This is a genomic window from Shinella sp. GW821-FHT11G07 (assembly GCF_058808115.1).
In genome coordinates this window covers 257,170-271,889 of the sequence record NZ_JBXARJ010000009.1, presented here as the reverse complement: position 1 = coordinate 271,889, position 14,720 = coordinate 257,170, and the positions used below count along the sequence as shown (strand labels likewise).

Genomic DNA, 14,720 nt, shown 5'->3' with positions numbered 1-14,720 from the left:
AGTTGCCAATCGTCGTTAGTATCATTATTGATATTGATATCGATAATGAAGGTCAAGGGCGGATTGACCGGCTGGAGGAGAAAACCGTGACAGCAATCGCATTGAGGCAGATCCGGAAGACCTATGGTTCGCTTGAGGTCATCCACGACGTCGACATCGATATTGCGAGCGGTGAGTTCCTGGTTCTCGTCGGGCCGTCCGGCTGCGGCAAGTCCACGCTGCTGCGCATGATCGCGGGGCTCGAGGAAATTTCAGGCGGCGCGCTGGATATCGGCGGCAAAGTGGTGAACGCCCTGCCGCCGTCCGATCGCGACATCGCCATGGTCTTCCAGGACTACGCGCTCTACCCCCACATGACCGTGCGCGAAAACATGGCCTTCGGCCTGAAGATGCGTGGCACCGCCGTGGAAACGATCGACCGCCGGGTATCGCATGCCGCCGATATCCTGAAAATTCAATCCTTCCTGGACCGGAGGCCCGCGCAGCTTTCCGGTGGCCAGCGCCAGCGCGTCGCCATGGGCCGCGCCATCGTGCGCGAGCCCTCCGCCTTCCTTTTCGACGAGCCGCTGTCCAATCTCGATGCAGCCCTTCGCGTCGAAATGCGCCTGGAGATCGCCAAGCTGCACAACCGCATGAAGGCGACGACCGTCTATGTCACCCACGACCAGGTCGAGGCGATGACACTTGCCGACCGCATCGTCGTGCTGAATGCCGGCAGGATCGAGCAGATCGGCCCGCCGCTCGACCTCTATCACCGCCCGGCAAGCCTTTTCGTCGCCCGCTTCATCGGCAGTCCGACGATGAACACAATGCCGGTCGACGTGGTTTCCGACGGCAAAAGGAGTGCGCTACGGTTCAAGGGGAAGCCCCTGCCCAACTCGGATGTGGGTGTGCATTCAATACAGGCCGGCGCGGCAACGCTCGGCATCCGTCCGGAAGACCTCACGGCCTGTCCACAGGACGAAGCCTGGTTCAGCGGCGAACTCGCCGTTGCGGAGCGACTGGGAAGCCAGACATACGGCTATGTGGAGATCGGCGAAGCCCGCATGCTGACCGTCGAATTCCCGCGCGGCACCCCGATCAAGGTCGGCGACAAGATCCACGTGCGCCCAAATGTGGACGCGATTCACCTGTTCGACACAATATCCGGCATTCGGCTGACCTGATCGACGCGACGAACGATACAGCGCCGACGTGAGCCCGCATTAACCGGACGTCCCCATCAAAACCTCAATGGCGCGGGCTACCTGTCGCCGGATGCCCGTTTTGAACAATCATGTCGCGTCTTCGAAGGCCTGGGGGAAGTTTTTCCGCGCCAGGGGTTCGTTGATTTTCAGCATCGCCTGATAGGATGCCGGATCGAATCCCCGTTCCGCCGGGAGGATTTCCCGCCCGAACAACCGCGACAAACGCTCCCCGTCGAGATTGCCGCGCTCAAAGGGAGCCGTTCCGAAGTAGTGCCAGAGCGCATGCAGAAAAGCCGTATCGGCCAAGGCGACGGTTTGGTCGCGGGTGAGATGGCGCGGCCATTGGCCAATCACCGTGACCTTGGGGTTCGGGCGGCGAATGGTGAACTGCCATTGTGTCCCGGTCAGCCCGGGCGGAAAACCACGATGTTTGGTCATTTCGGAGATTTTGGCCATGCCGTTTCCTTAGGCCCATGGTGCCAAGTTGGTCAAAGCATCTTGTCTCGTCGTCATTAGATTTCAACGGAATCGTATCGCCCTTTCTCCAACACGCCGTCCCCCAGCTTGTCGCGCAGGGGGCGAATGCGCGGGCGATGCCACGTCACGATCTCGGCCGTTGGCTGGATCCCAGACGTCAGCAGTGCGGCGTGGCCAGCCACGCCGCACTGCCGTTTCTCCATAGCTGCGAAGGTTATCCCTTTCGCGTCACCAGGCGGGTATCGAGATAGGCCTGAAGGGCCTCGGCGCCGCCTTCCGTGCCGTGGCCGGAATCCTTGATGCCGCCGAAGGGGACTTCGGGGAGCGCCAGGCCCAGATGGTTGATCGACACCATCCCGGCCTCCACCTCGTTGCCGAGTCGCGTCGCAGTCGCGCTGCTTTGCGTAAAGGCATAGGCGGCAAGGCCGTAGGGCAGCCGATTGGCCTCGCTGATTGCCTCGCCGAGATCACCGAACCGGTTGATCACGGCGACCGGACCGAAAGGCTCCTCGTTCATGATGCGCGCCGAAAGGGGCACATCGGCCAGCACGGTCGGCTCGAAGAACCACCCTTCATTGCCGATGCGGCGCCCGCCGGTCCTCAGCTGCGCGCCATGCTCGACGGCATCGGCGATCAGGCTTTCCAGCGCCGGTATGCGGCGGTCGTTTGCGAGCGGCCCCATCTCGATACCGGCATCGAGCCCGTTGCCGACCCGTATTGCCTTGGCGCCAGCCGTGAAGCGTTCGGTGAAGGCGTCGGCTATTTGCTCCTGCACGAGGAAACGCGTCGGCGACACGCAAACCTGCCCGGCATTGCGGAACTTGTTGGCCACCATCAGGTCCACGGCGAGGTCGAGATCCGCATCCTTGGCGACGATGACCGGCGCATGCCCGCCAAGTTCCATGGTGGCGCGCTTCATATGCGCCCCGGCGAGCGCCGCAAGCTGCTTGCCGACTGGGGTCGACCCCGTGAAGCTGATCTTGCGGATGACGGGATGCGGGATGAGATATTCGGAAATCTCCGCCGGGACGCCATAGACGAGATTGATGACGCCGGCCGGAATTCCAGCATCGGCAAAGGCCCGAATGAGGGCAGCAGGCGAAGCCGGCGTTTCCTCCGGTGCCTTGACGATGATCGTGCAGCCGGCGGCAATCGCCGCCGAGAGCTTGCGCACGACCTGGTTGATCGGGAAGTTCCACGGCGTGAAGGCGGCGACCGGTCCGACGGGCTTCTTCAGAGTGATCTGCAGGACATCCGGCGACCGGGAGGGGATGACCTGGCCGTAAGCGCGTTGCGCCTCGCCGGCAAACCAATCGATGATGTCGGCGCCGGCCAGCGTTTCGACCCGCGACTGCGAGACCGGCTTGCCCTGCTCCATCGTCATCATGACCGCGATGTCGTCGGCCCGCTCACGCAGGAGATCGGCAGCCCGGCGCATCAGCCGGGCGCGATCGTGGGACGATGCCACGCTCCACGAGACGAAGGCGCGCTCGGCCGCTGCCAGCGCTTCGTCCAGATCCGCGCGATCCGCCCAGGCGACGCTGCCGATCGGCTGGGCGGTCGCCGGGTTGACGACGGGAATGGTCCTGCCGCCGGAGGCCGGACGCCAGACGCCGTCTATGAAAAGCAATGTATCGGGATAAGTCGTCATCATACGATCCTCGTTATGGTCATGTCTTGCCTGTCCGGCCGGCCTGGAACATTGGTCCACCGCGTTTTCGCGGAAAGCCATAGCCGTGAACTTCGACAAGGTCGATATCGGCGGCCCCAAGTGCAATGCCTTCGGCAAGAATTGCATGACCCTCTTCCGCCAGGCTCGCCATCAGCCGGAAGACGATCGCCTCGCCCGCCATCTCTGTTTTCGCCCCGACAAGCGGCGCGATGATCCGCTCCGCATCGGCGGAGGGCTTTGGGCGACGGTCGCCCGCGGCATAGTCGTACCAGCCCCCGCCGGTCTTCTGCCCCTTGCGCCCGGCACGCACCAGAAGATCCCCGGGCATGTCCGGCATGGGTTCTCCGCGCGAGCGCGCCGCCTCGCGGTAGAGGAACGCGATATCGAGACCCGCCATGTCCTGCATTTCGAAAGGCCCCATCGCAAAGCCGAAGGCCCGCATTGCCGCATCGACGGCGGTAATGGAGACACCGCCGCGAACCAACGCTTCCGCTTCCGCGCGGTAGCGACGCAGAATGCGATTGCCAATGAAGCCGTCGCAGATGCCCGACCGCACGGGAATCTTGCCGAGGCGACGGGCAAGATCGTAACCAGTTGCCAGCACATCCGGCGCCGTCGCGGGCGTGGGCACGATCTCCAGCAGCTTCATGACCTGCGCCGGGCTGAAGAAATGCAAGCCGAGAAAACGCTCCGGCCCCGGTAACCCGTCGGCGATCAGGCGCGGATCGATGTAGGACGTGTTCGTGGCAAGGATCGTATCCGGCCGACAGACGCGGCCGAGCTCGGCGAAGACCGAGCGTTTCACGGCAAGGTCCTCGAACACCGCTTCGATCACCATGTCGCATCGCCCGGCCGCACCATAGCCGATGGCCGTTTCGAGGCGGGCCATCCACCCGGCTGCGTCGTCGTCCGAAATCAGGCCCCGACGACGGGACGATTCGAAAAGGCTGGCAAGTGTCGAACGAGCGCGCAAAACAGCCGCTTCGCCCTGCTCGATCAGCACGACGGAGAGGCCGGCGTTGAGAAGGGCCGTTGCAATGCCGCTCCCCATCGTCCCGCCACCGACCACGCCGACCGTTTCAATCGGGCGTGGGCTCAAAGCACGCAAGTCCACCGGCCGCAGCGCCGCGCGTTCGGCAAAGAAGAGATGGCGCAACGCTGCCGCTTCTTCCGTGGCGCGAAGCGCGAGGAAAGTCGATCGTTCGAGCGCAAGGCCGGCCTCGGCGCCGTGCTCGATGCCGTGTTTCAGGGCCAGGAGCGCCTCGGGTGGCGCTGCCGCTCCTCTCGCGCCAGCGGTCACCCGGGCTTCCGCCTCCGCCCACACCTCTGGTGGGGGCATCGAAGCCACTCGCTCGATGCTCGGCGGCGGCAACGTCTGCCCGGCCACCGATCGCGCAAAGGCAACGGCAGCCGGCACGAGTGGTTCGTCGACAAGGGCATCGACCAGACCGAGCCGCAGGGCTTCCGCGCCGTCCGGTGAATGGTTTTCCGCAACGATGCGGATCGCCTCGGTGACACCGACGACCCGCGGCAGGCGCTGCGTGCCACCGGCGCCCGGGATGATGCCGAGGTTGATTTCCGGTAAAGCGAAACGGGCGCTCGCAGTGGCAACACGCAAGCTGCAGCCGAGCGCCAATTCGAGCCCGCCGCCAAGTGCTGCACCGCGGATCGCCGCGATCCACGGTTTTGCCGCAGCCTCGATGCGGGCGACGACGTCCGGCAGGAACGGCGGCTCTGGCGGCCGGTCGAATTCGGCAATGTCGGCGCCTGCGACGAAGAGTTTTCCCGCACCGGTCAGAACGACCGCCCGGACATTTGGATCATCATCGAGCGCCAGCGCCAGTGCCAGCAAGCGCTCCCGCACTGCCCCGCTCACGGCATTGACCGGTGGATTTTCGATCGTGACGATCGCGATCTCGCCATCGATTTCGACGTTGACGGTCATCATCGTTTCCTGTTCGGCTTGAAGTTCCGGCCTATGCGACCGCGCCCTGAACCGTCTCCAAGTGCGGCGCGTCCTGCAGATCGTGACAGGCCACGACGCCGGCAAGGGCAAGGCTTTCGATGCGAGCATCGTCGAAACCCAGCACGTCGCGCAGGACGTTGCGCGTATCCTCGCCGAGAAGCGGCGGCGCCTTGGCACCGGCATTCACCTGCGCGGCAAGGCCGTGGGCCGGACGGATGAGGGCGACCGTGCCGAGTTCGGGGTGCTCCAGATGCTGCACCACGCCACGCTCCGTCACGCTGGGGCTCTTCAGCGCCTCGGAGACGGACTTGACCTGGCCGGCCGGCACGCTTGCCGCAAGGCAGGCGGCAAGCCAGTGCGCGCAGGTCTCCTTACGGACGATCTCAGCTAGCAGGGGAAGCAACGCTTCGCGATGCACAGCGCGCTGGTGGGAGGTCACGAAACGCGGATCGCGGGCAAGCTCCGGACGCTTGACGACCTGCTCGCAGAAATCGACGAACATGCGGTCATTGCCCACGGCAAGCGCGAACGTACCGTCGCTTGCGTCGAAAATCTGGTAGGGCACGACGGTCGGATGCGCATTGCCGTAGCGTACGGGCTCGACGCCGGCATTCAAGTAACCCGTCCCGACATTGATCAGGAGGTTCAGCGTGGCGTCGAGCAGCGCGACGTCGATATATTGTCCCCGCCCGGTATCCCGGCGCTGGTAGAGGGCGGCCAGGATCGACTGGGTCGCGGTCATGCCGGCGACGACATCTGTGAAGGCGACGCCGAGCCTGTTCGGCGGACCGTCCACCTGGCCGGTGATGGACATAAGCCCGCTTTCGGCCTGCATGATGAAGTCGTAGCCCGGGCGCTCACGCTCCGGACCCGTCTGACCGTAACCGGAAATTGCGCAGTAGACGATGCCCGGATTGATTGCCTTGATATCCTCGTAGCCGATGCCGAGACGCTCGACCGTGCCGGCGCGAAAATTCTCGACGACCACATCGGCCTTGGCGGCGAGATCCAGCACGATCTGCCGGCCTTCCGGAGTCTTGAGGTCGAGCGCGATGCTCTGCTTGCCGCGATTGGCGCAGAGATAGTAGGTGCTCAGCCCCTTGAAGTTTGGGAAGGACCAGGCGCGCGTATCGTCGCCGCCCTTGATGTTCTCGATCTTCCAGACCTCGGCACCGAGATCCCCGAGGCTCATGGTCGTCCATGGTCCTGCAAGAACGCGCGTCAGGTCGAGCACACGAATGCCCTCGAGCGGCAATGTCAGTTCCGTCATTCCATTCCTCCAGACCCGCGTCGTTCGCGGGCCGACAAACCTGTCTCCATGGCATTCGGGAAGTGGCAGGCAACCGAATGGCCTTCTTCTTGCGCCGTCAGCGGCGGCTCCACCTGCGCGCAGAGCGGCTGGGCGATGGGGCACCTCGTCCTGAAGCGACAGCCGGAGGGCGGGTTCAGCGGGCTCGGCAGATCGCCCTTCAGCACGATGCGGGTCCGGCTGCGCTCAAGCGCGGGGCTTGCGAGCGGCACGGCGGACATCAGGGCCTGGGTGTAGGGATGAAGCGGCGCGCGATAGAGCCGGTGCTTTTCCGCAATCTCGACGATCTTGCCGAGATACATAACGGCCACCCGGTCGGAAATGTGCTGCACGACCGAAAGATCATGCGCGATGAAGAGATAGGCCGTGCCGAAATCCCGCTGGATATCCTTCAGCAGGTTGAGCACGCCGGCCTGTACGGAGACGTCGAGCGCGGAAACCGGCTCGTCGAGCACCAGCAGTTCCGGTTTCAGCGCCAGCGCGCGGGCAATCACCACGCGCTGGCGCTGGCCACCGGAGAGTTCGTGCGGATAGCGTTGCCCGTGTTCCGGATTGAGCCGGACGAGATCGAGCATCTCGACGACACGCGCCTTGCGCTGCATGGGCGAGAGATCGCTGATGCGCAGCGGCTCGGCGATGTTTTCTGCGACCCGCATACGCGGGTGCAGCGAGGCATAGGGATCTTGGAAAACCAGCTGGATCTTGCGGCGCAGCGCACGCATCTCGGCCGGGTTCGCCTCGTTGATGTCGCGGCCGCGAAACAGCGTCTCCCCGCTGGAGGGCTCGATCAGCCGCAGGATGCAGCGGCCGAGCGTGGACTTGCCGCAGCCGGATTCGCCGACGAGCCCCAGCGTTTCGCCGGGCTTCACGTCGAAAGAGACGTCGCTGACGGCATTGACCTGCGCGACCTGCCGTTCGAACAGCAGGCCGCCGGTGACGGCGAAGCGCTTCGAGAGGCCGCGGACGGAGAGAATGGGTTCCGATAGTGTCATGCGGCGCTCCCGATCGGCAGGGTGGCGAAATGGCAGGCTGCCGTGTGCTCGCCGTCGGCGCGAACGGGCGGCGGCGTGTGGCGACAGATGTCCTGCACCTGCGGGCAGCGGGGATGGAAGGCGCAACCGCCCGGCAGTTTGCCGAGCGGCGGCGGAGCACCGTCGATCGAGAACAGCCGCTCTTTCTCCTCTGCCATGTTGGGGATCGAGGCGATGAGCCCGCGTGTATAGGGATGCGCCGGGCGCTCGAAGAGATCGTCCACGCCCGCCTGCTCTACCACCTCGCCGGAATAGACGACCGCGACCCGGTCGGCATGCCCCGCAAGGACGCCGAGATCGTGGGTAATGAGGATCAGCCCCAGATTGAGCCGCCGCCGCAGGTCCGTGAGCACGTCCATGATCTGCGCCTGGACGGTGACGTCGAGTGCCGTCGTCGGCTCGTCGGCGATCAACAGGTCCGGGTCGTTGGCAACCGCCATCGCGATCATCACGCGCTGGCGCATGCCGCCAGAGAATTCATGCGGAAACTGGTGGATGCGCCTGTCCGGCTGGGGGATCGCGACCAGCGAAAGAAGCTCGGCGGCACCGTCCAGCGCCGCTCTTTTCGAGACGCCCGCATTGTGCAGCCGGATCGTCTCGGCAATCTGCGCGCCGACTGTCATGACCGGATTGAGCGAGGACAGCGGATCCTGAAAGATCATGGCGATGCGGGAACCGCGCAACGTTCGAAGCTCGCTCCTCGGCATTCCCACCAGCTCGCGCCCCTTGAACCTTGCCGATCCGCTGACGGTCGCGGTCTTCGGGTGGAGGCCGAGGGCCGCCAGCATTCCGACCGATTTGCCGGAGCCGGATTCGCCGACGATGCCGAGCACCTCGCCGTGATCGACATGCAGGCTGACGCCCCGCACGGCCTCGAAGGACTGGCCCTGGCGGGTGAAAGAGACACGAAGGTCGCGAACGGAGAAAAGCGGTTCCTGCTGCATCGTGCCCCTCATTTCGACTTCGGATCGAAGTAGTCGTGCAGGCCGTCACCAATGAAGTTGAAGCCCAGCACGATGGTGAGGATGGCAAGCCCCGGACCGAGGGCAACCCACCAGGAATAGAACTGCGACGCGCCATCGGAGATCATCGAGCCCCATTCCGGCGACGGCGGCGTTGCGCCGAGGCCGATGAAGCTGAGCGAGGCGGCCAGCAGGATGACCTGGCCAAGATCCATCGTCGCGCTGATCAAAACGGGCGTCCAACAGAGCGGCAGGATATGTTTGAAAAGGATGCGCGTCCTGCTCGCACCCGCAGCGATTGCGGCCTCGACATGCTCGCGCTCGCGGATTTCGAGGACCTGCGCACGCATCAGGCGGGCATAGACCGGCCACCAGACGATCACCATGGCGACCGTCGCATTTTCAAGCCCGGGGCCGAGCGAGGCCGCAACCGCCATGGCGAGAAGCATGGGGGGAAACGACAGGGTGACATCGACCAGCCGCATGATCGACGAGCCGAGCAGGCCGCCGGCATAGCCGGAAATCGCACCCAGCATGGCGCCGATCGCCACCGACAGCGTCACGACGACGACGGCGATCGGGATCGAATATTGTGCGCCGTACAAGGTCCGGCTCAGGACGTCGCGACCGAGCGCATCGGTGCCGAGCCAGTGACTCCAGCTCGGTGCCTGGAGCCTGCGTCCAACCATGTCGAGAGGCGCATAGGGGCTCATCAGCGGGGCGAGCACCGTGACGGCCAGCCAGAACAGCACGATGGCGATACCGATGGCGAGTGGAACCGACAGCCATGACGGTCGGCGAAAGGTGGTGAGGGCTATTGCGGTCATGATCTCATCCCAGACGCACGCGCGGATTGGCAATGACATAGGCGATGTCGGTGACGAGGTTCGTCAGGAGGAAGACGACGCCTCCCACGATCGTGACCCCGATGATGGCAGGAAAATCGAGGCCGCGCGCCGCCTCGACCGCATAGGAGCCCATGCCCGGCCAGGAGAAGATCGTCTCCGTCAGCACCGCGCCGGTGAGCAGGTAGGCGAAAGAATAGCCGATGACCGTCAGCGTCGGCACGAGCGTGTTGCGCAGCGCATGACCGACCACGACGCGAAGCTCGCCCGCACCCTTGGCCCGCGCCGTCAGAATGAATTCACGGTCGAGCACCTCCAGCATGTTGGCGCGCACCAGCCGGGAGATGGTGCCGGCAACGGCCCAGCCGAGCACGAAGGCGGGCAGGATGAGGTGCCACAATGCGTCGAGGAAGAGTTTCACGTTGCCGGCCAGCAGGGAATCGATGGTCATGAACCCTGTGATGGAGGCCGGCGGCGTCACGCGCGGATCCAGCCGACCGGGACCGGGCAGCACCCCCCACTTCACCGAGAAGACATAGAGCAGCGCCAGCCCCAGCCAGAAGACCGGTATCGACGAGCCGAACAGCGCGAAGAAGCGCGCGGCATGGTCGATGGCCGTGTTGCGGAAATAGGCGGCGAGGACACCCAGCGTAATGCCGATCGTCGAGCCGATGAGCATCGCGGCAAGCACCAGTTCCATCGTCGCCGGCAGGCGGAAGAACACGTCCTGCGCAACGGGCCGGCGCGTGATGAACGAAGTGCCCATGTCACCGGTCAGAAGATTGCCGACATAGATCACGTAGCGCTCCGGCAGGCTGCGATCGAGACCCCAGCGCGCCTTCGCGGCTGCAACTGCCACCGGATCGTTCATCTGGCGGTCCGAGACGATCGCCGACAGCGGGTCGCCCTTCGTGACCGTCGTGAGCAGGAAGGCGAGCGTCACGATGCCGAGGACCAGGAAGGGCATCGCGATCAGGCGCCGCAGTATGTATCGTGTCACAAATCGCGTCCTTTAATCCGTGTGCCACCCGTGTCGGCCGGGAAGATCGATACGGACATTATTGACAAGAGGCGATGCCGACGTCAACATAAATGAAATTATATTCCAATTACGAGATAACGACGAATCCCTGGACGTCGACATCGCGCTGGAAGGAAAGGCAGAAAATGCGCAAGAGGACCAAACCGGCAGACGGAAGCGAGGGCGCGGAAGTCGGCAATTCGGCGGCATCGCTGACCCGCGGGCTTGAAATCCTGCGCGCGTTCACCGCCGACGACGCCACGCTGGGCAACCAGGACCTGATCGAACGGACGGGCCTGCCGAAGGCAACCGTCTCGCGCCTGACTTCGACGCTGGTTGGCCTTGGTTATCTCCATTACGACGAGATGCTCGGCCGCTACAGCATCGGGCCGGCGACGGTTTCGCTTGGGTATTCGGCGTTAAGCTCCAGCGCTGTAATCCATATGGTGCGCCCCCTGATGCAGGAGCTGGCGGACCAGACCGGCGCCGCAGTCGCCCTCGGCACGCGCGATGGGCTGGAAATGGTCTATCTCGCCAATTGCCGCTCGATGAGCCCGGTTTCGCTTCGGCTGAACGTCGGTTCACGCCTGCCGATCTATCGCACCGCGATGGGTCTCGCCTATCTCGTGGAAATGAAGCCGGAAATCCGCCAGTCCGTCGTCGAGCAGCTCGTCGCGGCCGAGCCCGAAAAGGCTGCCGACCTCGAACGCCTGATCGAGAATGCCACAGAGGACCACCGGCGTGACGGCTTCATCAGCGCCTTCGGCAGCTGGCACAGCTATATCAACGCCGTCGGTGTCGCCTTCCGCCCGACGGACGGCTCGCCGCTCGTCGCCCTTACCTGCGGCGGCATCGTCGACATCCTTTCGCGCAACCATTGCCGCGAGATCGTCGGGCCGGAGCTCGTCCGGTTGACCCGACGCCTGCGCACAAGGCTTGCCGGGGAACCCGACACGCTTACGACCGCGCCGCGCACACCCACCTGGAAAACCTCGGCCGAATAGGCTCAAGCCTGCAAGGACCTCACATGCCCATCCATGTCGTCTATCCGAAGGTCAGCCTCGAACTGTCGAGCGGCCGCATCGCCCGTTGGCTGGTCGCCGAGGGCGAAACCGTCCGGCAAGGACAAGTGCTGTTCGAAATCGACAACGACAAGGCCGCCGTCGAGGTCGAATCACCGGCCGATGGCGTCATCCGCGAGCTGACCGACAGCGAGATCGAGGTCGAGGTCGGCGGGAATGTGGCGCGCATCTATGCCGACGGGGAGGCCCACGGTGATGGCAAGGCCGCACTCTCCGCGACGCCCGCTGTCGATGTGAAGGCGGCGCTTGCCGCTCCAGCGGCAGCGGTGCGCCAAAACGGCCATCGCCAACACCCGAACCCCACCCCCCTCGCCCGGCGCATTGCCAAGGAACACGGCATCGTGCTGGACGGGCTTCACGGCACCGGCCCGGGCGGCAGGGTCCAGAAGACGGATGTCGTCGCGAAGATCGGCAATGCCGGGCACGCACGCACGGCGGCGGCCGCGAGCATCGCTATCCGACCGCAGCCTGACGCAAGCCACGCCCCCCTCAACGCCGTTTGGCTGCGCAGGGGCCAAGGTCTTCCGGTCGTCTTCCTCCATGGTTTCAGCGCGGATCTCAACAACTGGCGCGGCCTGCTTGCCGGCGCACGCGGGGATTGGCCGGCCCTGGCGATCGATCTTCCGGCGCACGGCCGCTCACCGCGCGACGTGCCGCAAGACCTTGACCAGATGGCGGACCACGTCGAGGCAACGCTTGCCAACGAGCAGATCGGCCCGCTCGTGCTGGCCGGCCATTCCTTCGGCGGCGCGCTCGCGGCGCGGCTGGCGAGCCGCGGCCAGTTGGATATCCGCGGGCTCTGCCTTTTTGCACCGGCCGGCCTTGGTCCTGAGATCAACGCAGCCTTTGTCGATGGGATCTTGCGCGGACGGCGGAGCGAGAGCCTCAGGCCCTGGCTCGACCTGCTGGCGCATGATCCCGCGACCATCTCGCCCGCCTTCCTGCAGGCCGTCGTGCAGCAGCGCGACGATGAGGGCCTGACAGCGGCGATGCGCGCGTTTGCCGAACGGTTCCTGCCGGACGGCACGCAGGCGACGTCGATCCGCAGCGATCTCGCCCGCCTGCTATGTCCGGCGCGCATCGTCTTCGGCCGGCAGGACCGCATCCTGCCGTTCAGCGCGACCGCTGGCCTTTCCGGAAATATTGGCCTGCATGCCTTCGACAATTGCGGTCACATGCCGCATCTCGAACATCCGGCGCTCGCGATGACCATCCTCGAGGAAGTCAGGCGAAGCGGCTGAGGATCAGCGCGTCGCCTGCTGGCCGTAGGTGCCGTAGCGGGCGCGCACGTCCACCAGCTCTTCCGGCGTCAGCAGCACCGGCTGGCCGACCGACCGGGCGAGCACGTACTGGCGCGCCAGCATTTCCAGTTTTTCCGCCCTTGCGAGCGCAATCGTGACGTCGGGTCCGATCGTCACCACGCCATGATTGGCCATCAGGCAGGCGGAATAGGTCGTGCCCATGGCGGCGACCACGGTTTCCGACAGCGCCTCGCTGCCGAAACAGGCATAGTCGGCACACGGTATCTCGCCGCCGCCGAAGCCGGCGACCATGTAGTGGAACAGTGGAATGGGCTGGCGCAGCGCCGCTAGGGCGACGCAATGATCCGGATGGGCGTGCACGACAGCACCCGCCGTCGTCGTGGCATAGAGCCGCGCGTGGATCGCCCATTCCGAGGACGGGCGCCAGTCGCCCACCCAATGGCCCGCGAGATCCATCGCGACGATCTGCTCCGGCGAAAGCACATCCGGCACAATACCGGTCGGCGTGATCAACATGCCCACACCATGCCTGACGCTGAAATTGCCCACCGTGCCGCTGTTGAGGCCGATGGCCACCGATCGCCGGCTGGCCTCGACCAGCGCCTCTCGTGCTGCCAATTCTTCCATCATCGTCCCCTTCTATGTGTCCATCGCTTCGATTGCCCGCAACAGGATATCGTCGGCGCCCAGTTTGCCCGGCTTGAGATACAGCGACAGCGGAACCGGCCCGGGCGATACGCAAAAACCCGTTCCAAGCTTGCCTTCCGGCAGGGCGCGGACAGACGTGATACCGAGCGCATCGACAACCGCCCCTGAGGTCTCGCCGCCGGCGACGACGAACCGGCGCACGCCGCGATCGCGCAGGCCCTTTGCAATGGCGCCAAGGATGCGTTCGGCGCGCCGCGCTGCCGCAACCGGACCGAACCCCGCTTGCACCGCGGCCACTTCCTGCGGGTCGGCTGCCGTCGAAATGGCAAAGGGTCTTTCGCCGATTCGGTCATCAGCCCAGTCGAGCGCGCGGGAAACCAGCCCCTCCTCCCCCGCCGGGTCCATGAGATCCAGCTTCAGCACAGGATAGTGTTCCGAAAAGGCGGCGAGCTGCGCCAGCACGACCGGGCCGACGCTGCCGGCGAGAACCGCCGCCGGACCTTGTACATGCCGCGGCCACGCTACGGCATTCTTCGGTTCAGCGCGCCCGAGACGGGTTGCGTAGGCGATGATCAGCGGATCGCTCGCGACGACGACGCAAGGCATGGCCGCCGCGATGGACGCGGATACCACGACGTCACCGTCGTCCGTCGTGTCAAGCAGCACATGGCCGGCACCTTCGGCGGCAAAGGCCTCGATGGCGGCGATGGCCGCTTCCGGCCCCTTCAGAAGCGTCGCATGGTTGAGGAGAGCGATCCGGTGCGACGTCTGGCGACCGAGGAAGCGGACGAGGTCAGGATCGGACATGGGCGTCAGCGGATCGAACCGCTTGATCGAGTCGGAGACGAGACGGCCACGATAGAACATGTAGCCCTGGTGCACCGTCGCGCCGAAACGCGGAAAGCCCGCGCTCATCAACACCGGCCGCATGCCCGCACGATCGGCAAGATAGTCGGCGGCGGGCCCTATATTGCCGTCTTCCGTGGAATCGAACGAGGCGCAGGCCTTGTAGGCTAGGCGCTTGCAACCGGCTCGAGTGAAAGCGTCGGCAAACCTTGCGAGTTCCGCGAGTGCATCGACGACGGGCACGGTGCGCGTGCGCGTGCCGGCGATCACCACGGCGGAGGGCGGGATATCCGCCCCGGGATCGAACAGTACGGGACAATGCACGCCCGCGCTTTCGAGATACCCGGCGACCATCAAGGCGCCGGTAAAGTCATCCGCGACGATTCCAAGGGCTCGCTGCATCGATCCTGCC

The 14,720-nt window shown here is 65.1% G+C and carries 13 protein-coding genes; 3 read left to right on the top strand and 10 right to left on the bottom strand.

The features are described 5' to 3' along the window. Positions 1-86: 86 nt before the first annotated feature. Positions 87-1,166, top strand: a complete 1,080-nt coding sequence (locus AC1RT2_RS19325) for an ABC transporter ATP-binding protein (RefSeq protein WP_493104466.1) — start codon at positions 87-89, stop codon at positions 1,164-1,166. A 108-nt stretch (positions 1,167-1,274) separates the two neighbouring features. Here AC1RT2_RS19325 and AC1RT2_RS19320 read toward each other — a convergent pair whose 3' ends face one another. The 8 genes from AC1RT2_RS19320 to AC1RT2_RS19285 form a co-directional block, all read right to left on the bottom strand. Beyond that, positions 1,275-1,643, bottom strand: a complete 369-nt coding sequence (locus tag AC1RT2_RS19320) for a hypothetical protein (protein ID WP_069063290.1) — start codon at positions 1,641-1,643, stop codon at positions 1,275-1,277. Positions 1,644-1,878: 235 nt separating this feature from the next. Further along, entirely contained in the window at positions 1,879-3,315 is a 1,437-nt protein-coding gene (locus AC1RT2_RS19315; RefSeq protein ID WP_493104464.1) for an NAD-dependent succinate-semialdehyde dehydrogenase, read from the bottom strand. A 19-nt stretch (positions 3,316-3,334) separates the two neighbouring features. Continuing rightward, on the bottom strand, positions 3,335-5,281 hold the full coding sequence (locus AC1RT2_RS19310) for a 3-hydroxyacyl-CoA dehydrogenase NAD-binding domain-containing protein (RefSeq protein ID WP_493104461.1): 1,947 nt from the start codon (positions 5,279-5,281) through the stop codon (positions 3,335-3,337). A 31-nt stretch (positions 5,282-5,312) separates the two neighbouring features. Then, positions 5,313-6,572 carry a CaiB/BaiF CoA transferase family protein gene (locus AC1RT2_RS19305; RefSeq protein ID WP_493104459.1) on the bottom strand — a complete coding sequence of 420 codons (1,260 nt, stop codon included), beginning with the start codon at positions 6,570-6,572 and terminating at the stop codon, positions 5,313-5,315. Beyond that, the gene (locus tag AC1RT2_RS19300; protein ID WP_493104456.1) at positions 6,569-7,603 is read right to left on the bottom strand and encodes an ABC transporter ATP-binding protein; all 1,035 of its coding nucleotides are present in this window, start codon (positions 7,601-7,603) and stop codon (positions 6,569-6,571) included. Before AC1RT2_RS19300 ends, AC1RT2_RS19305 begins: the two co-directional genes overlap by 4 nt. Then, complete coding sequence (locus tag AC1RT2_RS19295) at positions 7,600-8,598, bottom strand: ABC transporter ATP-binding protein (protein ID WP_493104454.1); 999 nt, start codon at positions 8,596-8,598, stop codon at positions 7,600-7,602. Before AC1RT2_RS19295 ends, AC1RT2_RS19300 begins: the two co-directional genes overlap by 4 nt. After that, positions 8,595-9,431 (bottom strand): ABC transporter permease, encoded by an 837-nt coding sequence (locus AC1RT2_RS19290; protein ID WP_069063295.1) that lies wholly within the window; start codon positions 9,429-9,431, stop codon positions 8,595-8,597. The genes AC1RT2_RS19295 and AC1RT2_RS19290 overlap by 4 nt, the downstream gene beginning before the upstream one ends. Before the next feature lie 4 nt (positions 9,432-9,435). Further along, the gene (locus AC1RT2_RS19285) at positions 9,436-10,449 is read right to left on the bottom strand and encodes an ABC transporter permease (protein WP_493104451.1); all 1,014 of its coding nucleotides are present in this window, start codon (positions 10,447-10,449) and stop codon (positions 9,436-9,438) included. 167 nt (positions 10,450-10,616) lie between these two features. Here AC1RT2_RS19285 and AC1RT2_RS19280 point away from each other — a divergent pair, with 167 nt between their 5' ends. Then, a complete protein-coding gene (locus AC1RT2_RS19280) occupies positions 10,617-11,474 on the top strand; it encodes an IclR family transcriptional regulator (protein WP_493104449.1) in 858 nt (285 codons plus the stop codon). Between the two features lie 23 nt (positions 11,475-11,497). Further along, on the top strand, positions 11,498-12,793 hold the full coding sequence (locus AC1RT2_RS19275; protein WP_493104447.1) for an acetoin dehydrogenase dihydrolipoyllysine-residue acetyltransferase subunit: 1,296 nt from the start codon (positions 11,498-11,500) through the stop codon (positions 12,791-12,793). A 3-nt stretch (positions 12,794-12,796) separates the two neighbouring features. Here AC1RT2_RS19275 and AC1RT2_RS19270 read toward each other — a convergent pair whose 3' ends face one another. Together AC1RT2_RS19270 and AC1RT2_RS19265 are read right to left on the bottom strand one after the other, a co-directional pair. Beyond that, positions 12,797-13,441: a class II aldolase/adducin family protein gene (locus AC1RT2_RS19270; RefSeq protein ID WP_493104597.1), complete on the bottom strand. Its 645-nt coding sequence runs from the start codon at positions 13,439-13,441 to the stop codon at positions 12,797-12,799. A 12-nt stretch (positions 13,442-13,453) separates the two neighbouring features. Continuing rightward, positions 13,454-14,710, bottom strand: coding sequence for a four-carbon acid sugar kinase family protein (locus tag AC1RT2_RS19265; RefSeq protein ID WP_493104445.1), 1,257 nt, complete (start codon positions 14,708-14,710; stop codon positions 13,454-13,456). Positions 14,711-14,720 lie beyond the last annotated feature (10 nt).